Origin of the sequence: Streptomyces cupreus, assembly GCF_014257025.1 — a bacterium.
Classification (GTDB): domain Bacteria; phylum Actinomycetota; class Actinomycetes; order Streptomycetales; family Streptomycetaceae; genus Streptomyces; species Streptomyces cupreus.
The window spans coordinates 55,798-76,147 of sequence record NZ_JACMSF010000030.1 but is presented as its reverse complement, the minus strand read 5'-3'; the positions used below and the strand labels follow the sequence as shown (position 1 = coordinate 76,147).

Annotated in this window: 20 protein-coding genes and 1 tRNA gene; 15 read left to right on the top strand and 6 right to left on the bottom strand. The window is 69.7% G+C overall.

What is annotated here, in order from left to right; all coding sequences use genetic code 11:
- Nucleotides 1-61: 61 nt before the first annotated feature.
- Nucleotides 62-304, bottom strand: a complete 243-nt coding sequence (locus tag H4N64_RS25655) for a mycoredoxin (RefSeq protein WP_186284771.1) — start codon at nt 302-304, stop codon at nt 62-64.
- Nucleotides 305-488: 184 nt separating this feature from the next.
- Here H4N64_RS25655 and H4N64_RS25650 point away from each other — a divergent pair, with 184 nt between their 5' ends.
- From H4N64_RS25650 to H4N64_RS25630, 5 genes are all read left to right on the top strand, one after another.
- A complete protein-coding gene (locus H4N64_RS25650) occupies nt 489-2,684 on the top strand; it encodes a UvrD-helicase domain-containing protein (RefSeq protein WP_186284770.1) in 2,196 nt (731 codons plus the stop codon).
- Between the two features lie 165 nt (nt 2,685-2,849).
- Nucleotides 2,850-3,176 (top strand): hypothetical protein, encoded by a 327-nt coding sequence (locus H4N64_RS25645; protein ID WP_186284769.1) that lies wholly within the window; start codon nt 2,850-2,852, stop codon nt 3,174-3,176.
- A gap of 172 nt (nt 3,177-3,348) precedes the next feature.
- A complete protein-coding gene (locus H4N64_RS25640) occupies nt 3,349-3,717 on the top strand; it encodes a WhiB family transcriptional regulator (protein WP_005480495.1) in 369 nt (122 codons plus the stop codon).
- Nucleotides 3,714-4,037, top strand: coding sequence for a hypothetical protein (locus tag H4N64_RS25635; RefSeq protein ID WP_186284768.1), 324 nt, complete (start codon nt 3,714-3,716; stop codon nt 4,035-4,037). The genes H4N64_RS25640 and H4N64_RS25635 overlap by 4 nt, the downstream gene beginning before the upstream one ends.
- Nucleotides 4,038-4,172: 135 nt before the next feature.
- Nucleotides 4,173-4,382, top strand: coding sequence for a hypothetical protein (locus tag H4N64_RS25630; RefSeq protein ID WP_186284767.1), 210 nt, complete (start codon nt 4,173-4,175; stop codon nt 4,380-4,382).
- A 4-nt stretch (nt 4,383-4,386) separates the two neighbouring features.
- Here the strand turns inward: H4N64_RS25630 and H4N64_RS25625 are convergent, their stop codons facing one another.
- Together H4N64_RS25625 and H4N64_RS25620 are read right to left on the bottom strand one after the other, a co-directional pair.
- A complete protein-coding gene (locus H4N64_RS25625; protein ID WP_186284766.1) occupies nt 4,387-5,769 on the bottom strand; it encodes an ABC1 kinase family protein in 1,383 nt (460 codons plus the stop codon).
- Complete coding sequence (locus tag H4N64_RS25620; RefSeq protein ID WP_186284765.1) at nt 5,762-6,979, bottom strand: TOMM precursor leader peptide-binding protein; 1,218 nt, start codon at nt 6,977-6,979, stop codon at nt 5,762-5,764. Before H4N64_RS25620 ends, H4N64_RS25625 begins: the two co-directional genes overlap by 8 nt.
- 237 nt (nt 6,980-7,216) lie before the next feature.
- Here H4N64_RS25620 and H4N64_RS25615 point away from each other — a divergent pair, with 237 nt between their 5' ends.
- The 4 genes from H4N64_RS25615 to H4N64_RS25600 all read left to right on the top strand — a co-directional run bounded on the left by H4N64_RS25615 (nt 7,217) and on the right by H4N64_RS25600 (nt 11,114).
- Nucleotides 7,217-7,813 carry a SprT-like domain-containing protein gene (locus H4N64_RS25615; RefSeq protein ID WP_186284764.1) on the top strand — a complete coding sequence of 199 codons (597 nt, stop codon included), beginning with the start codon at nt 7,217-7,219 and terminating at the stop codon, nt 7,811-7,813.
- 131 nt (nt 7,814-7,944) lie between these two features.
- The gene (locus H4N64_RS25610) at nt 7,945-9,648 is read left to right on the top strand and encodes a TerD family protein (RefSeq protein ID WP_186284763.1); all 1,704 of its coding nucleotides are present in this window, start codon (nt 7,945-7,947) and stop codon (nt 9,646-9,648) included.
- 13 nt (nt 9,649-9,661) lie between these two features.
- Nucleotides 9,662-10,342: an AIM24 family protein gene (locus tag H4N64_RS25605; RefSeq protein WP_015657951.1), complete on the top strand. Its 681-nt coding sequence runs from the start codon at nt 9,662-9,664 to the stop codon at nt 10,340-10,342.
- A gap of 16 nt (nt 10,343-10,358) precedes the next feature.
- On the top strand, nt 10,359-11,114 hold the full coding sequence (locus H4N64_RS25600) for an AIM24 family protein (RefSeq protein WP_186284762.1): 756 nt from the start codon (nt 10,359-10,361) through the stop codon (nt 11,112-11,114).
- Between the two features lie 51 nt (nt 11,115-11,165).
- On the opposite strand, the gene H4N64_RS25595 is transcribed toward H4N64_RS25600, so the two are convergent.
- Entirely contained in the window at nt 11,166-11,681 is a 516-nt protein-coding gene (locus H4N64_RS25595; protein ID WP_186284761.1) for an NUDIX domain-containing protein, read from the bottom strand.
- Nucleotides 11,678-13,114: a zinc-dependent metalloprotease gene (locus H4N64_RS25590; protein ID WP_186284760.1), complete on the bottom strand. Its 1,437-nt coding sequence runs from the start codon at nt 13,112-13,114 to the stop codon at nt 11,678-11,680. The genes H4N64_RS25595 and H4N64_RS25590 overlap by 4 nt, the downstream gene beginning before the upstream one ends.
- Nucleotides 13,115-13,306: 192 nt before the next feature.
- On the opposite strand from H4N64_RS25590, the gene H4N64_RS25585 reads away from it, so the two are divergent.
- The 4 genes from H4N64_RS25585 to H4N64_RS25570 all read left to right on the top strand — a co-directional run bounded on the left by H4N64_RS25585 (nt 13,307) and on the right by H4N64_RS25570 (nt 16,405).
- Nucleotides 13,307-14,419 (top strand): NAD-dependent epimerase/dehydratase family protein, encoded by a 1,113-nt coding sequence (locus H4N64_RS25585; protein WP_186284759.1) that lies wholly within the window; start codon nt 13,307-13,309, stop codon nt 14,417-14,419.
- A gap of 115 nt (nt 14,420-14,534) precedes the next feature.
- Nucleotides 14,535-14,996 carry a molybdenum cofactor biosynthesis protein MoaE gene (locus H4N64_RS25580; protein ID WP_186284758.1) on the top strand — a complete coding sequence of 154 codons (462 nt, stop codon included), beginning with the start codon at nt 14,535-14,537 and terminating at the stop codon, nt 14,994-14,996.
- Nucleotides 14,997-15,115: 119 nt separating this feature from the next.
- Complete coding sequence (locus tag H4N64_RS25575; protein ID WP_186284757.1) at nt 15,116-15,274, top strand: hypothetical protein; 159 nt, start codon at nt 15,116-15,118, stop codon at nt 15,272-15,274.
- 36 nt (nt 15,275-15,310) lie between these two features.
- Entirely contained in the window at nt 15,311-16,405 is a 1,095-nt protein-coding gene (locus H4N64_RS25570) for a YlbL family protein (RefSeq protein WP_186284756.1), read from the top strand.
- Between the two features lie 15 nt (nt 16,406-16,420).
- Here H4N64_RS25570 and H4N64_RS25565 read toward each other — a convergent pair whose 3' ends face one another.
- A complete protein-coding gene (locus H4N64_RS25565) occupies nt 16,421-16,963 on the bottom strand; it encodes a PPA1309 family protein (RefSeq protein WP_186284755.1) in 543 nt (180 codons plus the stop codon).
- Between the two features lie 164 nt (nt 16,964-17,127).
- On the opposite strand from H4N64_RS25565, the gene H4N64_RS25560 reads away from it, so the two are divergent.
- A complete protein-coding gene (locus tag H4N64_RS25560) occupies nt 17,128-20,058 on the top strand; it encodes a UPF0182 family membrane protein (protein ID WP_222109405.1) in 2,931 nt (976 codons plus the stop codon).
- A gap of 43 nt (nt 20,059-20,101) precedes the next feature.
- Nucleotides 20,102-20,175, top strand: a tRNA-Met gene (locus H4N64_RS25555).
- Nucleotides 20,176-20,350 lie beyond the last annotated feature (175 nt).

Genomic DNA, 20,350 nt, shown 5'->3' with positions numbered 1-20,350 from the left:
AGAAAGGCGGTTCCCGGGATCTCCTGGGAACCGCCTTCCGGTAGCGCCGGACAGCGAGCCGTCAGACCCCGATCTTCTGCTTGACCTGAGCCAGCGAGGGGTTGGTGAGCGTCGAGCCGTCCGCGAAGCGCACGGTCGGGACCGTCTGGTTTCCGCCATTGGCCTTCTCGACGAACGCCGCGGAGTCCGGGTCCTGCTCGATGTTGATCTCGGTGTACGCGATGCCCTCGCGGTCCAGCTGCTTCTTCAGCCGCTGGCAGTAGCCGCACCAGGTGGTGCTGTACATCGTCACAGTGCCCTGCATGTCTCGCGCGCTCCTTCGATGGCTCGGGGACCAAGTCGTCCGAAGAGGCAACGTACGCGACCGGGCGGCCATTCCCGCCCGGGGTATGCCCGGCGACGTGACGCCTGCCGCATTAGTACGACTGCGAGGGTCTGCCTGTGGACAACCGGCTCACCCGTCTCCGGCGACCTGGCAGCATGGCGGTGTGACAGCAGCAACGCACTCCCCGCTCTTCCCGCAGGCACCGGACTCGGCCGACGCGGTGCTTGAGGGACTCGACCCCGAGCAGCGCGAAGTGGCCACCGCCCTGCACGGACCGGTGTGCGTGCTGGCCGGGGCCGGTACGGGCAAGACGCGGGCGATCACCCACCGCATCGCCTACGGAGTGCGCGCCGGGATCCTCCAGCCGTCCAGCGTGCTGGCCGTCACCTTCACCAACCGCGCCGCCGGAGAGATGCGCGGCCGGCTGCGCCAGCTCGGCGCCGGGGGCGTCCAGGCCCGGACCTTCCACTCGGCTGCCCTGCGACAGCTCCAGTACTTCTGGCCGAAAGCGATCGGTGGTTCCATGCCCCGGCTCGTCGATCGCAAGATCCAGCTCGTCGCGGACGCGGCCGCCGCCTGCCGCATCCGCCTGGACCGGGGCGAGCTGCGGGACACCACCGGCGAGATCGAATGGTCCAAGGTCACCCAGACCGTCCCCGCCGACTACGCGCTCGCCGCCGCCAAGGCCGGCCGCGAGACCCCCCGCGACCCGGCCGAGATCGCCCAGCTCTACTCCGCCTACGAGGACCTCAAGCGGGAGCGCGGCGTCATCGACTTCGAGGACGTGCTGCTGCTGACCGTGGCGATCCTCCAGGACCGCCATGACATCGCCGAACAGGTCCGCTCCCAGTACCAGCACTTCGTGGTCGACGAGTACCAGGACGTCAGCCCCCTCCAGCAGCGCCTGCTGGAACTGTGGCTCGGCGACCGCGACAACCTGTGCGTGGTCGGCGACGCCAGCCAGACGATCTACTCGTTCACGGGAGCAACCCCCGACCATCTGCTCGACTTCCGCACCCGCCACCCCGGCGCCACCGTCGTCAAGCTGGTCCGCGACTACCGCTCCACCCCCCAGGTCGTCCACCTCGCCAACGGCCTGCTTGCCCAGGCCCGGGGCCGCGCCGCCGACCACCGCCTGGAGCTGATCTCCCAGCGCGAGCCGGGCCCCGAGCCCGGCTACGCCGAGTACACCGACGAGCCCGCCGAGGCCGAAGGGGCCGCGCGGCGCATCCGCGAGCTCCTCGACTCCGGAGTCCCGGCCGGCGAGATCGCCGTCCTGTTCCGCACGAACTCCCAGTCCGAGACCTACGAACAGGCCCTCGCCGACGCCGGCATCCCCTACCAGCTACGCGGAGCGGAGCGCTTCTTCGACCGCCCCGAGGTGCGCAAGGCCGGAATCGCGCTGCGCGGAGCGGCCCGCTTCGGCGGCAACGACTCCCTCCTCGACGACGCCGTGGACCTGCCTTCCCAGGTGCGCGCCGTGCTCTCCGGGGAGGGCTGGACCACCGAGCCGCCCGCCGGATCGGGTGCGGTCAGAGAGCGCTGGGAGTCCCTGGCCGCGCTGGTCAACCTCGCCCAGGACTTCGCCGCCGCCAGACCCGGCGCCACCCTCGGTGACCTCGTCGCCGAACTCGACGAACGGGCGAACGCCCAGCACGCCCCCACCATCCAGGGCGTCACCCTCGCCTCCCTGCACTCGGCCAAGGGCCTGGAGTGGGACGTCGTCTTCCTGGTCGGGGTCGCCGAGGGCATGATGCCGATCACCTACGCAAAGACCGACGAGCAGATCGAGGAGGAACGCCGTCTCCTCTATGTCGGCGTCACCCGTGCCCGGGAGCACCTCCATGTCTCCTGGTCCCTCGCCCGCTCACCCGGCGGCCGCGCCAACCGTCGCCCCAGCCGCTTCCTCGACGGACTGCGACCCGGCTCCACCGCCACCGCGGGCCGCGCCGGCGCGGGGTGCTCCGGAGGCGTCGAGCGCGGCTTCACCAGCAGACCGGACGCCACGCCGCGGCGCACCCAGCGCACCGTCGCCCGCTGCCGGGTCTGCGGACGCACCCTCACCGACGCGGGCGAGATGAAGCTGATGCGCTGCGAGGACTGTCCCTCCGACATGGACGAGGGGCTGTACGAGCGGCTCCGCGAGTGGCGCGCGGAGCAGGCGCAGCGCAGCGGGCAGCCCGCCTTCTGCGTCTTCACCGACAAGACGCTGATGGCGATCGCCGAGTCGAGCCCCGACGACGAGGGCGACCTGGCACGGATCCCCGGCGTCGGCGTGCGCAAGCTCAACCGCTACGGAGCCGATGTCCTGGCCATCTGCGCAGGCCGGCAGCCCGGGGGAGAGGCAGACGGGGACTGATGTGAACTCGTCGAAAAAATAGTTTGCGCATGCCCCAGCAATCCCCATAGGTTCTTAGGCAGTGGAACGGAGGCCTTCCTGGAGGCCCCAATTCCGTGTTGTACTTGCATACCCGTCGGACTGGCTCACCCCAGTCCCCCTAGACGCCGAGAGGAGGCGAGTCCAGTGATCAGCATCAACGCCAGCTCCACCATCAGCACCGTGAAAATGACCGATCGCTCGGTCGTCGCCTCCCTGTGCATGCTCGGCGCCTCGAACCAGGGCACCGGACTGTCCGGCATCCGTGCCGTGCGTCCGGCCGCCTCCCTGTCCCTCGCGGGTCTTCCCATCCGCGAGCGGAATGAGCGACCGACCAAGGCACTGGAAGCGGCAGTAGTGGCAAAGGCGCAGGCCTATGCCTTTACGGCGACCGGTGCCGGATTCCGGAAGCAGACGCAGCACCACCTGATGTGGGCCTTCCGTGGGCCAGAACCCTGGAGTGATCCAGCCTGATCGACTCAGGCCGGCGCCTTCAGGGCCGCGGAACCCCATCCGGGATCCGCGGCCCTTCTGTTTGTCCCGAACGGGATGACAGAGCGAAGGGGCCTCGGGACAAGAAAAGAACCCGGTACCAGCCGCCACCCGGTCCAACCCGACCGGAACGACCAGACGAGGAAGACGAACCGTGCAACTCGAAGCGCACGCCCCGTCCGTACCGCCTTCCGAAACGATCCCCCCGCCCGGCCTCACGGAGGACTCCACCTTGACCCCGCTCACCGCGCTCACCGCGCTCGACGACGCCATCGAGAACCTCGGCGTACCCGTCCCCTGCCGCTCCTACGACCCGGAGGTCTTCTTCGCCGAGTCGCCGGCGGACGTCGAGTACGCCAAGTCCCTGTGCCGCACCTGCCCGCTGATGGAGGCCTGCCTCGCCGGCGCCAAGGAGCGGCGTGAGCCCTGGGGCGTCTGGGGTGGCGAGCTGTTCGTCCAGGGTGTCGTCGTCGCCCGGAAGCGGCCGCGTGGTCGCCCGCGCAAGAACCCGGTCACGGCATGAACACCGCAGGAACGATCGACCGCCCCCTCACGCACGACCCCAAGAAGCAGGCCCCGATGAAGCCGTCCACCAACGAGCTCGCAGGCACCACGCCTGAAGACTTCACCACCACCGGCGCGATCGACTCGCGTCAGAACAGGACCCGTGAAATGCAACTCATCCCAGAAGCCCTGGCCCGTGCGCATATGCACGAGCGCCTGCATGAGGCGGAGCGGGAACGCCGGGCGCTGCGCCTGGTGACCGCGCGCCGTATGCAGCGCCGCGCCGAGCGTGCCTCGATGCGCGCCCGCCGCGCGATCGCCATGGCGGTCATGCAGTAAGCGACCCGACTGAAGCAGTCGCCTCCCGGCACTGGAGGAAGCAGCTCCCCCGCGGGGGCCGGTCCGTCCGAACGGACCGGCCCCCGCGGTGCGTTGTGCGCGCGGGAGCGCCGACGACGGCGATATCGTCGCGGGGTGACGAGTCTTCCCGGAGGCAGTGACGACGCCGACTCCGCGACGGAGCGGCAACCCCTGGTGTGCGCCGGCTGCGGCGCCAAGGCCGAGGGCCCGCAGCCCACCTGGACCTTCTCCGTGGAGAACGGCGAGCGCCGCTACTTCTGCGACGTCTGTTCCCGGGAGAACCTCAGGGCGATCGAGGGACGGCTGGACTCGTCCTGGTGGTAGGGGCTCAGGCCTCCGCGACCGACTCCTCCGGAACTTCCTCCTCCGGAAGTTCCTCCTCCGGCACAAAGCCTGGCAGCCACTCCTCCAGCTCCTCGCGCAGCCGGACCGTGGCCCCGAGCTGGCACAGGACGCCGATCGTGCTCAGCGTCACCCGGTGTATCAGCAGGTAGGAGGGCGGCAGATTGAGCTGCTTGCCCAGCTGGTAGGCGGGGGAGCGGGGATCGGCGACGCGGGCCGCCTGGCTGCGCATCCAGCCCCGGGTGAAGGTGAACGCGTCGACCTGGGCCGGTTCGATGATCGGCAGGAGGTAGTCGAGAACGGCGTCCGGGTCCAGCTCTATGGACTCCTTGACGAAGCCCTCCCGGCACAGCAGTTCGTAGACGGCCTCCGCGTCGCCGTCCAGGGTCATGCGCAGCGAATCGCCGATCGGGGTGGGCAGACCGCCGGGGAGGCGGTCGACCGTGCCGAAGTCCAGGACGCCGAGGCGCCATTCCTCCTCGTCGTCCGGGACGCCGGGCAGGAGACGGAAGTTGCCGGGGTGCGGATCGGCGTGCAGCAGGCCGGTGCGGGCAGGGCCGGAGAAGAGGAAGCGGGCCAGCAGCTGGCCGGCGCGGTCGCGCTGCTCCTCGGTGCCGTCGGCGATGATCTCCGACAGCGGGATGCCGTCGATCCACTCGGTGACCAGAACCTGGTCGCACTGATGGACCACGTCGGGCACCACGACGTCCGGATCGTCCGCGAACTCCTCCGCGTGGACCCGCTGCGCCTGGGCCTCCAGTCCGTAGTCCAGTTCCTCGGAGACCCGGTCCTTGAGTTCCGTGATCAGCGGCTTGATGTCCATGCCGGGGACCAGCGGGCCCAACAGACGGGCGAACCGGCTCAGTTGGGTGAGGTCGGAGAGCAGGGCCTCACCGGCGCCCGGGTACTGCACCTTGACCGCCACCGCACGGCCGTCCTGCCACACCGCCCGGTGCACCTGGCCGATGGAGGCCGCCGCGGAGGGCTTGTCGTCGAACTCGGCGAACAGCTCGCGCCAGTCCTCACCGAGCCGCTCGGAGAGCACCGCGTGCACCGTACGGGTCGGCATCGGCGGCGCCGCTTCCTGGAGCTTCGTCAGCGCCGCGCGGTAGGGACCCGCGACCTCCTCGGGCAGCGCCGACTCGAAGACGGACAGGGCCTGCCCGAACTTCATCGCGCCGCCCTTGAGCTCGCCGAGCACCTTGAACATCTGCTCGGCGGTGCGCTGCTGCAGCTCTCTGCCGACGAGTTCCGCGGACTCGCCCACGATTCGCTTGCCCAGTCCCCAGGTCGCCCGTCCGGCGAAGCCGAGCGGGAGCGCGGCGAGCTTGGCGGTCCGGGTGACCGCCTTCCGGGGAAGATCAGACATGCGCCCTCCAGGTCCCAGCCGGCCGTGCGTCTGCCTGACGGCGTGACATTCTCGACGGCCGTTGCTCCGCCATTGTCTCGTGCGCCTCCCCGTCCTTGGAGGTGTGTCCTTCCTTACCTTTCTCCGCGGCCCCGCACGGACATGCGGGATGAGCCCAGACCGGCCGCGCGTGCCAGGTCATACCGGGCAGCGACACCTCCCAGCGGGCGCCCGCGCTGGACGGGGTCCCGCCGTCGAGGAACGCCAGCGCGTGCGCCGCCGCCAGTCCCGCGACCGTGGTCGCCAGCGCCAGATCGCAGGCCGGCACCGGGCGCGCCTTGCCCACGCCCGAACGCCACTGGGCGACCAGCCGGGGCCAGACCGGGTCCCGGTCGGTGCGCCCCTCGTGCAGACAGCCCGCGCAGCTTGTCTCGCCCGGCAGGACGAGCGGACCGACGACGCCGGTTCCCTCGACCACTCCGGCGTAGAGATGAGGCGTGCCGGAGGCGATCAGCGGTTCGGCGGTGTACGGGAGGGGTGCGTGCACCGCGACCTCGTCCCGTGGGGCGAGGATGACCAGGGAGTGGCCAGGGTCGGCGTCATCGGGCGGTGACTGCGGGCCGCGGCGGGGCGGACGGGCCGGGGCCGCCCGGCGTAGGGCCCGCCGGGCGGCCTCGTCCCTGCGCTCGCCGATCGCCTCGGCGGGCAGTCCGCCCGGTGCCACGTCCCACGGTTCGACCCGGCCGCCGTCGTGCACCTCGACCTCGCCGACGCCCGCGCCCGACAACAGCGAGGCCAGCACCGTGCCCACCCGGCCGGCACCGCGCACTTGCACGCGCAGGGAGCGGCGCGCGGCCAGCCGGTGCATGGCCTCGCCCGGCTCGGGCGTGGTCAGGGAGAGCGAGGCCAGATCGGGGCGGAGCCGGTCCATGACCTCCTTCTTCCCGCGCAGTTCGGCACCGCGCGGGCCGCCCCCGCGCGCGTCGTCGAGCAGCCCGGCCCGAGCCAGGCGCGTCACCAGTCCGTCGACATGGCCGTCGGGCAGGCACATCCGGCGTGCCTCCGCGCGCAGCAGCTCCAGCCCTCGGGTGCCGTTGAGCAGGTCGAGGAAGCTGCCCGTCGCCGTGTCCATCGGGCCGAGCGTCATCGCGTGCGCGGGAGTCATCCCGAACTGCACGGTGTTGAGGTCGCGCCAGCCGCGCCTGAGCGCCGGCTTCACCATCGGATGCATGACAGGCCCCCGTAAGTCATGGTTCGTACCCATATGCCGGAGTCGTCGGTCGCGCGCAAAACGGAGTCGCTCGCGGCTGCCCCGGCGAGAGCCAGCATGCCCGGATGCGCGGTCGCGCGCCGAAAGTTGTCCACAGGCCCAGGAATTCTTCGTACAAATCAAACGCATGGTGGGGTCTCGGCGCCGAACCGTACCGGAGTCGGGACTTCCCCCGTGTGCAGCGGGTAACGTCGGGGCGTGTCCGTCGACCCACTGCACCGCGCCGGAACGCCACAGCGCCGCACGACGAGCCCGCCGCCGAACGGTTCGGGGGCGAGCCCGATCGAGGTGCGCAGAAGTGCCCGTCGCCGCAGGACGGTCTCCGCGTACCGCGAGGGCGATCGCACCGTTGTGCTCATTCCCGCCCGGATGTCCGAGGCGGAGGAGCAGCGCTGGGTGAGCGTCATGCTCGACAAGCTGGCCGCCCAGGAGAGCAAGCGGGTGCTCGGCGACACCGAGCTCGCGGAGCGCGCGGAGCGGCTCTCGGCCCAGTACTTCGACGGCCGCGCCCGGGCCGGCTCGGTCCGCTGGGTCACCAACCAGAACACCCGCTGGGGCTCGTGCACCCCGTCCGAGGGCAGCATCCGTCTGTCGCACCGTCTGCAGGGAATGCCCGAGTACGTCGTCGACTACGTCCTGCTGCACGAGCTCGCGCATCTGCTCGTGCCCGGACACGGGCCCCGGTTCTGGCGGCTGCTGGAGGCGTACCCGCGGACCGAGCGGGCCCGGGGTTACCTCGAAGGAGTGGTCGCCGCCGACCGGCTGCCGCATCTGCCCGGCGCACGCGGAGAGTGACCGCTCTCCGACCTTCAGGTACCAGGGGCGCTGGTTCTGTACCGGCTCTGTACCGACTTCGTCCGGTGTCCGAGTTTGCCGTTAGCCTGACGCGACGCACTCATATTCGGGATGGGGGACGGTCGTTACGCATGGCCAGGGAATTCCAACGCGGCCACAAGGCCAGGATCAGTGACCTCACCGCGGGCACGGATCTGTACGTAGGTGTGCAGATCTCCGGTCCCGGTCTGACCTTCGACATCAGCTGCTTCGGTCTCGACGCCGACGAACGGCTCTCGGACGACCGTTACTTCGTCTTCTTCAATCAGCCGAAGTCCCCCGAGGAGTCCGTCCAGCTCCTGGGCACCCAGGCCGGTGACACGGAGTCCTTCCGGGTCACGCTGGACCGGATCCCGCCGCAGATCCAGAAGCTGTCGTTCACCGCGACGATCGACGGCGCCGGGCAGATGTCGCAGATCAGCCCCGGGTACATCCGCATCGTGGCCGGCGGCGAGGAAGTCGCCCGATACGCGTTCAACGGCTCGGAGTTCAGCACCGAACGGGCCGTCATGCTGGGCGACTTCTACCTGAAGGACGTCTGGCGGTTCGCCGCGGTCGGACAGGGCTTCGACGGCGGCCTCGACGCCCTGCTGAAGAACTTCGGCGGCGAGGTCCTGGAGGAGGAGACTCCCGCCCCGGCCCCGCAGCAGCCGCAGGCAGGCGCGGCCCCCGGTTTCGCGCCCCCGCCCCAGGCCGCCGCGCCGCCCGCGTTCGGCGCCCCGACAGCCCCGGCGCCCCCTCCGGCCCCTGCGCCCGCCCCCGCTCCGGCCCCCGCGCCGCAGCCCGCCGCCCAGGGCTTCGCGCCCCCGCCGGGAGCCACGCCTCCGCCGCCCCCGGCACCGGCCCCCGCGCCGTCGGTGCACGCCCAGCCGACGATCATCGCCCCCATGACGCCGCCCAGCGGCACCCAGGCACCGCCGCCGGCCCCCGCACCCGCGCCCTACGGCCAGCCCGCCCAGCCGCAGCAGCCGTACGGCCAGCCCCCGAGCGCGCCGCTGCCCCCGGGCTACGGCCAGCCCCAGGCACCGCACGCCCCGCAGGGCTACGGCCAGCCCGCCCCGCCTCCCGGCTACGGTCAGCAGCCGGGCTACGGCCAGGTCCCGGGCCAGCCCGCCCCTTACGGCGCTCCTCAGGCGCCCGGTGTGGCCGCCGCGCTGGAGCAGTTCAGGGAGACGCCCACCGGGCAGCGCTGGACGCAGCAGAACAAGAAGATGGTCCGCGTCGACCTCGGCATCGGCGGCCAGCCGGTGCTGGCCCGCCAGGGCAGCATGGTGCTCTACCAGGGCAAGGTCGACTTCAGCTACAAGGGCGCCGGGTTCGCCGGCCGTATCGCGGGCAACGCGACCGGCCAGGAGATGCAGCTGATGCGCTGTACCGGCCAGGGCCAGGTGTTCCTCGCCGAGAACTCCACGATGCTGCACCCCATCGAGCTCCAGGGCGACGGGGTGTGCGTCTCCGCCGAGAACGTCCTCGCCTTCGACGAGAGCCTCCAGTACGAGGTCCGCCGTATCGAGGGACACGGCATCCCCGGCGGCGCGCTGTTCACGATGCAGTTCACCGGCACCGGCACCATCGTCGTCAAGACGCACGGCACGCCCGTCGTCCTGCCGGTCACGCCGACCACCTTCGCCGACTGCAACGCCGTGGTCGCCTGGTCGTCCGCCGCCCAGGTGGTCGTCTCCAGCCAGGTCCGCATGCGCCGCAACGCCTACCCCGGCGACACCGGCGAGAGCGTCAACCTCCAGTTCCGGGCCGCGCCCGGCAACTTCATCGTCGTCCAGCCGTACGAGATCTGAGGGAGAGCCCGTCATGAACCAGCCGCTCGCGGGCTACGCTCCCGCACCTGTCACCGCCCGCATGGAGAACCACGGCAACCACATGCTGAAGGTCGCCATGCAGACCGGGAACGACCTCCTCGCGCGCGTGGGCTCGATGGTCGCCTACGAAGGCTTCGTCCAGTACGAGCCCAACCCGCCGGCCGTACGCCAGATCGCCAAGGACTGGATGACCGGCGAGGGCGCTCCCCTGATGAAGTGCTCCGGCGACGGGCTCCTCTACCTGGCCGACTACGGCGCGAACGTCGTCGTGATCAACCTCAACGGCGACGGCATCTCGGTCAACGCCACCAACCTGCTCGCCTTCGACGCGCATCTGACGTGGGGCGTCGAGCGCGTGAAGGGCCTGGCGAAGTTCGCCGGACAGGGCCTGTGGAACACCAAGATCTCCGGGCAGGGCTGGGTCGCGCTGACCTCCCGGGGCAAGCCGATCGTCGTCGACTGCGGCGGCGGTGAGAACGAGACGTACGTCGACCCGGACGCGCTCGTCGCCTGGTCCCCGAACCTCAAGGTGAAGGGCAAGCGCAGCTTCAAGGCGCAGTCTCTGATCGGCCGGGGCAGCGGCGAGGCCTACCAGATGGCCTTCTCCGGCCAGGGCATCGTCGTCGTCCAGCCCAGCGAGGACAGCACCGACCGTCTCCGGGTCCGGGGCTGAGGGGGAGCACCACACCATGCAGAGTCCGCTTTTCGCCCACAACGACCAGCAGACCCAGGAGCGTTGGAGCCTGCAGAACAAGCAGATGCTCCGGCTCACCCTGGAGGGCCACGACGACATCCTCGCCCGCAAGGGCACCATGGTCGCCTACCAGGGGCTGATCGAGTTCGACGCCGAGTACCAGAGCAACGACCAGGGACGCGCGCGTGCCCACACCGGTGAGGGCCTGGACCTCATGCGCTGCCACGGGCAGGGCACGGTCTATCTCGCCAACCTCAAGCAGCACATCCACCTGGTGGACGTGGAGCAGGACGGGCTGACCGTCGACAGCAGTTATGTGCTGGCGATGGACTCCTCGCTGCACCACGAGGTCATCGCCGTGGACAGCCTGTACGGCATCTCCGGCTCCGGGAAGTACCAGCTCAACATCACCGGCCGCGGCAAGGTCGCCCTGATGACCTCAGGCATGCCGCTGATGATGCAGGTCACGCCGGACAAGTACGTCAACTGCGACGCCGACGCGATCGTCGCCTGGTCCACCAGCCTGCGCGTCCAGATGCAGGCCCAGACGCACTCCTCCGGGGTGTGGCGGCGCCGCGGCAACACCGGTGAGGGCTGGGAGCTCAGCTTCATGGGCAGCGGCTACGCGCTCGTGCAGCCCAGCGAGCTGCTGCCGCCGCAGAACGCCCAGATCGGCTCGGGCCTCGCCGCCCAGTACGGCATGGGCCAGCAGGGCGCCCGCGGCCAGAACCAGGGCAACGTCTGGAGCTGAGAGCACCTGACAAGTAAGGGGCGACCACCACGGCAGTCGCCCCTTACACATTCACAGCCTGGCACGGGTCGCTTCGAGCAGTCGTACGACCGACCCGTCCGCCACGTCCGCCACTTCGTCGTACGCGAACCAGCGCAGGTCCAGGGACTCGTCGCTGATGGCCTCCACGGCTCCGGGCGGGGCCACGGCCGCGTACTGGACGTCCAGGTGCCAGGCGCACGGGGTGTGGTGGCGGTCCAGGCGGACCGGGCCGCCGGGGAGCAGGGCCAGGCCCGCGATGCCCGATTCCTCGGTGCCCTCGCGCAGGGCGGCAGCCGACAGGGTCGCGTCGGACGGCTCGCAGTGGCCGCCCATCTGGAGCCACATGCGCAGCTTCTTGTGGAGGGTCAGCAGCACGCGCCCGCGGGCCGGGTCGATCACCAGGGCGCTGGCCGTGATGTGCCCGGCCGCGCAGGCCTTCCACATGCCGTCCGGGTGGGTCTCCAGGTGCTCCAGGTAGGTCTGGCGCAGGTCGGGCTGGTCCTCGTAGTCCTTGAGTACGAGGACCGCGTCGTCGTAGAGGCTCACTCGGTGCTGTCGTCCTCGGAGTCGTCCTTCTTGCGCAGGTCCGGCTTGTCGGCCGCCTCGCCGAGCATCTTGTCGAGCTCGGAGAAGTCCAGCTGCTCGCGGTGGACGAAGCCGTCCGGGTCGTCCAGGTCGGTCGCCGTCGGCAGCATGTCCGGGTGGGCCCACAGCGCGTCCCGGCCGTCCACCCCGCGCGCGTCCGTCAGGGACGCCCACAGACGTGAGGCGTCGCGCAGGCGGCGCGGGCGCAGTTCCAGACCGATCAGCGTGGCGAACGTCTGCTCGGCCGGGCCGCCCGAGGCGCGGCGGCGGCGCAGGGTCTCGCGCAGCGCGTCCGCGGACGACAGACGCGGCTTCGCGGCCGCGTGCACCACCGCGTCCACCCAGCCCTCGACCAGCGCCAGAGCCGTCTCCAGACGGGCCAGGGCGGCCTTCTGCTCGGGCGTGTCCTCCGGCTGGAACATGCCCTGCTGAAGGGCGTCCTGGAGCTGCTCGGGGTTCTGCGGGTCGAACTGGCCGACCACGTCCTCCAGCTTGGCGGTGTCGACCTTGATCCCGCGCGCGTAGCCGTCGACCGCGCCGAACAGGTGCGAGCGCAGCCACGGGACGTGGGCGAACAGGCGCTGGTGGGCGGCCTCGCGCAGGGCGAGATACAGCCGCACCTCCTCCTTCGGCACGCCCAGGTCCTTGCCGAACGCCTCGATGTTCACCGGCAGCAGCGCGGCCTTGCCGGCCGGGCCGAGCGGCAGGCCGATGTCGGTGGAACCGACGACCTCGCCCGCGAGCACGCCGACGGCCTGCCCGATCTGCGTGCCGAACATGGCGCCGCCCATGGAGCGCATCATGCCGATCAGCGGGCCGGCCATGGCCTGCATCTCCTCCGGCAGGACATCGCCCATGGCGGTGCCGACGCGCTCGGCGACCGGGTCCACGAGCTCCTTCCAGGCCGGAAGCGTCGCCTCGACCCACTCCGCGCGGGACCACGCCACCGCGGAGCCGGCGCCCGACGGCAGCGACGTCGCGTCGTCGAGCCACAGGTCGGCCAGGCGGGCGGCCTCCTCGACGGCGGTGCGCTCGGCGGGCCCGACGCTCGCGTCCTTGGTGCCGTCCGATGTGCCCTGCGAGACCGTCTGGCGGGCGATCTGCTTGGCCATGTCCCAGTTCACCGGGCCGCCCTCGTACGAGAGCATCTGGCCGAGCTGCTGGAACGCGGCGCCCAGGTCGGTGGGGTTCAGCGAACCGAACATGGCTGCGAACGGATTGTCGGCTCCTGGACCGCCAGGGCCGCCAAAGCCCCCGGCACCGGGCAGGCCGCCGAAACCGAACGGGTTGGCAGGTCCCTGACCACCACCGCTCTCCTGGTCCTTCTTCTTGCCCTCGTCGCCGTCGTCCGGCTCCTCCGGCGGAAGGCCGAATCCGAATGGGGTGTCACTCACGGGATTCCTCGGCTGGTAAGGCCGCCGGTTTGCTCCGACGGCGCGACTGCCCGATAACACCACCCAGCGTAGACACCACCGGCGGTTAGGGCCTCGGTGCTTCGCCGACTCTCGGCCTGCGGCAGGATGGATGCCACCTGGTACGAACGCGTCACTCGCGTCCGTACTGAAGACAACCGCTGGAGACGCCCGGTGAGTTCCCCTGATCCGCAGGTTCGCGCAGCGCGAAACCAGTCAACCAGTCCCGCCGCGCGCGGGCCCGTCGTGGCGGTCACCGGTGCCGCGTCCGGCGTGGGAGCGCTGCTCACCGAGCGGCTCGCCGCGTCGGAGGAGATCAAGCAGGTCATCGCCATCGACGAACGGCGGGGCGAGTGCGCGGGCGCGCAGTGGCACATTCTGGACGTACGGGATCCGGCCATCGCGGACAAGCTGCGTGGGGCCGATGTGGTCGTACACCTCGCGCTCGATCTTGATCTGGAGACCGACGGTGCCGCCCGGACGGCGTACAACGTCCGGGGGACACAGACCGTGCTGACCGCTGCCGCGGCGGCCGGGGTGCACCGGGTCGTTCTCTGTACGTCCTCCATGGTCTACGGCGCGCTTCCCGACAACGAGCTGCCGCTGTCCGAGGACGCGGAGCTGCGGGCGACCGCGGAGGCGACCGGGGTCGGGGATCTGCTGGAGATCGAACGGCTCGCCCGGCGGGCGCCGCGCGCGCACCCCGGGCTGAATGTGACCGTGGTACGGCCCGCCGTGCTCGTGGGGGGTACGGACACCGCGCTGACCAGGTACTTCGAGTCGCCGCGGCTGCTTGTTGTCGCCGGGTCGCGGCCTGCGTGGCAGTTCTGTCATGTCGAGGATCTGTGCAGTGCTCTGGAGTACGCCGTCCTGGAGAAGGTCGACGGGGAGCTCGCCGTCGGGTGTGACGGGTGGCTGGAGCAGGAGGAGGTCGAGGAGCTCAGCGGGATTCGACGGATGGAATTGCCGTCCGCTGTCGCGTTGGGGGCGGCGGCTCGGTTGCACCGGATCGGGCTGACGCCTTCGCCGGCCGGGGATCTCGCGTACACGATGTATCCCTGGGTGGTGAGTGGGAGTCGGCTGCATGACGCGGGGTGGCGGCCGCAGTGGACGAACGAGGAGGTGCTGGCCGAGCTGCTGGAGGAGGTGGCCGGACGGCATACGGTGGCTGGGCGGCGGCTCGGGCGCAAGGACGCGACGGCTGCGGGCGCCGCGGGGGCGACTGTGGCGCTGCTGGGTGCGGCCGCGGTGGTGCGGCGGGCGCGGAAGGCTCGGCGGCGGATCTGAGCGGGGCGTGTCCAGGAAGGGCTCGGCGCTCTGTAGAAGGCTCCAAAGCCGCACGCGTGTGTGCCGGGTGATTTTGGTATTCCTCGGTTTCCTGTGAGTGCGGCACGATGGGGGTATGGCACCCATGAACGACCATCCCGGTGAGCTGGCCGGGCCGGATCCCATCAAGTTGATCTCTGTTCGGGAGACCGCGCTCTCGCTCGACGAGGTTTTTCGGGCCGTCGGGGACGACGCCGCCGGGGGGACCGCTCTGTTCGTCGGGACCGTGCGGAACCATGACGGGGGTGCCGATGTCGATGAGCTGGGGTACTCCTGTCATCCCAGCGCCGAGGCCGAGATGCGACGAATCGCCGAGAAGGTGGTCGGTGAGTATCCGGTACGGGCCCTTGCCGCCGTGCACCGGATCGGGGACCTCAAGGTCGGGGATCTCGCCGTCGTCGTCGCCGTCTCCTGTCCGCACCGCGGTGAGGCCTTCGAGGCCTGTCGGAAGCTGATCGACGATCTCAAGCACGAAGTGCCCATCTGGAAGCACCAGAAGTTCTCCGACGGCACCGAGGAGTGGGTCGGCGCCTGTTGAGCCGCCCCCACCTGCCCCTCCGGTTGCGTAACCGCACCCCTGCCACGAGCGTTGTCGGTGCGGATGGTTAATCTGCTGATCAGTCAGTTGCGGTCGCTCATCGGGGTTGGGAGGACGGCATGGCGGCGCTCGCCTGGTTGCTGATTCCGCTTGTCGCTGCGATCGGCGCCGGTCTGTGGGGCAGTTGGGCCAACCGGACCCGTAAGGTCCGCAGCGACGGTCCTGAGCTGGACGGATATGCCCGGTTCCGCGCTGCCATGGAGAAGCCGCGGCCCTGACGGGACGCTGACAGGGGCGTCCCGTACTGTCGAGGCATGCCACGCCGCACCGCGACGATGCTCGCCTCCACCCTGATGCTGATCGCGCTTCTGTGCGCGGGAGTGTTCATCCCCGTGCCGTACTCGGAGATGTCCCCGGGGCCGACGGTGAACACCCTCGGGGACCACGGCGGCGAGCCGGTGTTGCAGATCTCGGGGCGCAAGACGTACGCCACCAGCGGCAATCTGAACATGACCACGGTCCGGGTCACCAGCGCGGACTACAAGATGAACCTCGTCGAGGCCGTCTACGGCTGGCTCGCGCACGACAACAAGGTCGTGCCGCACGAGACGCTCTACCCGGACGGCAAGACCGAGGAGGAGTCCACCCAGGAGAACGCCGAGGAGTTCAGCCAGTCCCAGGAGAGCGCGAAGGTCGCCGCCCTGGAGGCGCTGGACATCCCCGTGCGGTCCTGGGTGATCGTCTCCACCGTCGTCAAGGACTCCCCGGCCGAGGGCAAACTGCACGCCGGCGATGTGATCAAGGCGGTCGACGGCAAGGCCGTGAAGGAGCCGGCCGATGTCGCCGAACTGGTGACCCAGCACAAGCCCGGCGAGGACGTCGACTTCACGATCGTGCCCGCCAAGGAGCAGGCCGCCGCAGAGAAGGAGCAGCGGACGGCGACCAAGACACAGAACGTCACGATCACCACCGCGACCTCCGACGACGGCGGCGAGAAGCGCGCCATCGTCGGGATCTCCGCCGGGACGGACCACACGTTCCCGTTCACCATCGACATCAAGCTCGCCGACGTGGGCGGGCCGAGCGCGGGTCTGATGTTCGCCCTCGGCATCTACGACAAGCTCACCCCGGGCAGCCTCACCGGCGGCTCTTTCGTCGCGGGCACCGGCACCATCGACGACGACGGCAAGGTCGGCCCCATCGGCGGCATCGAGATGAAGACCGTCGGCGCCCGGGACAAGGGCGCCCAGTACTTCCTCACCCCGGCCGAGAACTGCGCGGCCGCCACCAAGGACACCCCCGACGGGCTCACCCTCGTCAAGATCGGCACCATCGACGACGCGCTCGGCGCCCTCAAGGACATCCGCGCCGGCGACACCGCCGACCTCCCGAAGTGCAGCGCCGGCTAGGACAGCCCCCAGGCCCTAGTCCTCGAACGTCGCCGCCAGCGCCTCCGCCAGACCCGGCACCAGATCCGAGCCGGTGAGGACCTCCGTCGGGGTGTCCTTCTCGCGCAGGCGCAGGGCCGACTCGCGGGTGCCGTCGCGCAGCACGGCGACCGTCATCCGGACCTCCTGGCGCTCGGGGTGCCTCGCCACCCACTTCGTCAGCGCGGCCTCGTCCAGATCCTGCGGAACCTGGGCCTCCGCCGACGGCGGCAGCATCAGCCGCTCCACGGTGAGCGCGCAGCCGGTCACCGCGTCGGGCCACGCGATGGTGCCGAGGAACTCATCGAGCGGCTTGCCCGTTGGAACTTCGTCCTGCTCGATGGGGGTCAGGCCGGGGGTCTGCTGCTCGTCCTCCAGGCCGAGCTGGCGGGCGAGACCGGGTTCCTGGGCCCGCAGCCGTGCGGTGTCTACGAGGGCGAACAGGCGGGCGGGCTGGTCCCAGCCGAGGCCGGAGGCGTACTCGTCGATTTCGAGTACGGCCCGGGTGAGCGGGCTCGCCGCCATGGGAGTGTTGGACATGGTCACAATCCTGCCTCGTTCCCACCCGGAATCGGGAACCGAGTAAAGCGTGAGTAAGTTGCATAGGTGTGGGCCTACGATCACGAGGCCCCCCGGAGGGTCCGAAAAGACCAGGGCCTGACGGATCGACAGCGAACTTCGAGGTGCGCACCTTGGCTTTCCAGATGCCGGACCGCGGCGGAGGCCCGACGGGGCCGCGGATCAGAGTGGGCCGCCCGTCCCGGCGTGTCCGGACCCTGCTCATGACGCTGGGCGTCCTTGCCGTCCTCGGCATGGCGTTCACCATGTTCGCGGGCTTCTGGACGGACTGGCTGTGGTACCGGTCGGTGAACTATTCGTCCGTCTTCACGACCACCCTGTGGACGAAGATCGGTCTCTTCTCCGTGTTCGGCCTGCTGATGGCCCTGTCGGTCGGCTTCAACATCTGGCTGGCCCACCGGCTGCGCCCGCCGCTGAGCGCCATGTCGATGGAGCAGCAGAGCCTCGACCGCTACCGCATGGGCATCGCGCCGTACAAGAAGTGGCTGCTGCTCGCGATCACCGCGCTGGTCGGTCTGATCGCCGGTGCCTCCGCGTCCGGTCAGTGGCGGACCTGGCTGATGTGGGTCAACGGCGTGTCGTTCGGACAGAAGGACCCGCAGTTCCATCTGGACGTCTCGTTCTACGCCTTCGATCTGCCCTGGTACCGGTTCCTGCTCGGCTTCGGCTTCGCCGCCGCGATCCTGTCCCTGATCGCCGCCGCGCTCACCCACTACCTGTACGGCGGGCTGCGCATCACCAGCCCCGGCGCGCGTGCCACCGCCGCGGCCACCGGGCATCTGTCGGTGCTGCTCGGCATCTTCGTCGCGCTGAAGGCGGTCGCCTACTGGCTCGACCGGTACGGCCTGGCCGTGAAGTCCAGCGACTTCAAGGCGACCGACAACTGGACGGGTCTGCGGTACGTCGACGCCAACGCCTATCTGCCGGCCAAGACGATCCTGTTCTGCATCGCGGTCATTTGCGCCCTGCTGTTCTTCGCCACCCTGTGGCGGCGCACCTGGCAGCTGCCCGTCATCGGCTTCGGTCTGATGGTGCTGTCGGCGATCCTCATCGGCGGTCTGTACCCGGCGATCGTCCAGAAGTTCCAGGTCCAGCCGAACGAGCAGGCCAAGGAAGCGCCGTACGTCAACAAGAACCTCAAGGCGACGCGTGAGGCCTACGGCATCGACGATGCCCAGGTCACCGAGTACTCGGGCCAGAGCAGCGCCGAGGACCCGGCGCAGCTGCGGGACGACGTCGGCAAGGCCGCGAGCATCCGCATCATGGACCCGAACATCGTCTCGCCGACGTTCCAGCAGCTCCAGCAGATCCGGAACTACTACGGCTTCCCGACCAACCTGGACGTCGACCGGTACAGCAAGGACGGCAAGGACCAGGACACCGTCATCGGTCTGCGTGAGCTGAATCTCAACGGCATTCCGAAGAACAACTGGATCAACGACCACTTCCGCTACACGCACGGCTACGGCGTGGTCGCCGCCGAGGGAACCAGCGCCGACTCCCAGGGCCGCCCGGTCTTCACCGAGTCCGACCTGCCCTCCAAGGGCGACCTCGGCACGTATCAGCAGCGCGTCTACTACGGCGAGAAGACCTCGACGTACTCGATCGTCGGCGGTCCCCAGAAGGAGATCGACTACTCCGACGACAGCGGCGAGAAGACCTACAGCTACGAGGGCAACAGCGGGGTCAACCTCTCCAACCCGATAAACCGCGCCGCGTACGCGGTGGCGTTCAGCGAGCCGCAGATCCTGTACTCCGGGGCGATCGGCGAGGGTTCGCGGATCCTCTACAACCGCACGCCCAAGGAGCGGGTCGAGGCGGTCGCGCCCTGGCTGACCATCGACGGTGACGCCTACCCGGCGGTCGTGGACGGCAAGATCCAGTGGATCGTCGACGCCTACACCACCACCAACGGCTATCCGTACGCCTCGCGTACGACCCTCGGTGACACCACGGCCGACTCGCTGACCGCGACGAACAACTCCCGCGCGGTGGTGGCCCAGCAGAACCAGGTCAATTACATCCGCAACTCGGTGAAGGCGACCGTCGACGCGTACAGCGGCGAGGTCAAGCTCTACCAGTGGGACACCCAGGACCCGGTCCTCAAGACCTGGATGAAGGCCTTCCCGAACACGGTGGAGCCCAAGAGCGAGATCTCCCAGTCGCTGATGGCCCATCTGCGCTATCCGCAGGACCTGTTCAAGGTCCAGCGCGAGTTGCTCAGCCGCTACCACGTGGACGACGCGACGACGTTCCTCAGCGGCAGCGAGGTGTGGCAGGTGCCGGACGACCCGACCAACAAGTCGGGCAACGCGGTGCCGCCCTACTACCTGAGCATGAAGATGCCCGACCAGAACTCCCAGGCGTTCTCGCTGACGACGACGTTCACACCGAACGGCCGTGACAACCTCAGTGCGTTCATGGCGGTCGACGCGGAAGCGGGCACCAGCGACTACGGCAAGATCAGAATCCTGAAACTGCCGACGAACACCACCGTCAACGGACCCAAACAGGTCCAGAGCCAGTTCAACTCCGAACAGGACATCGCCGAGACGATCAGCCTCCTCAGCAGAGGCGACTCGAACGTCGAGTACGGCAACCTGCTCGCGGTGCCACTGGACGGCGGACTCCTCTACGTCGAACCCGTCTACGTCCGCGGTGGCGGGCTCAAGTACCCGCTGCTGCGCAAGGTGTTGGTGACCTACGGAGGCAGTACGGCCTTCGAGGACACCCTCGACCAGGCCCTCAACAAGATCTTCGGAGCGGAGGGTACGACCCCGCAGCCACCGGAGGACGACGGTGACACCACCGAGCCGACTCCACCGCCGACGACCGAGGACCCCACGGTCCAGGAGGCGTTGAACGACGCTCAGAAGGCCTTCGAGGACGGACAGCAGGCGCTGAAGGACGGCGACTGGGAGGCGTACGGCAGGGCGCAGGAGGATCTTGAGGAGGCGCTGCGGCGGGCCGAGGAGGCGCAGTCCGGCGAGTCCCCCGAGTCCGGTGACGGCGGCGGGGCGAGTCCCAGCCCGACCGGCAGTCCTGACAGCAGCTGATCAAAGGCCCACCCCGCGCCGTGGTACGGTTGCAACACAACGGCGCGGGGTGGAGCAGCTCGGTAGCTCGCTGGGCTCATAACCCAGAGGTCGCAGGTTCAAATCCTGTCCCCGCTACTGATGGCGAAGGCCCGGATCCTCACAGGGATCCGGGCCTTCGTGATGTGCGAACGCATGTGCCGAGGGGTGGGACGGCCGTGCCGCTGTGGGGAGTTGGTTGACCTGTGTTTGACTTGTCTCTCTGTGGGCATGTCGACAAAACGCTGAAGTGACCTCACTGGCTGCGGTATAC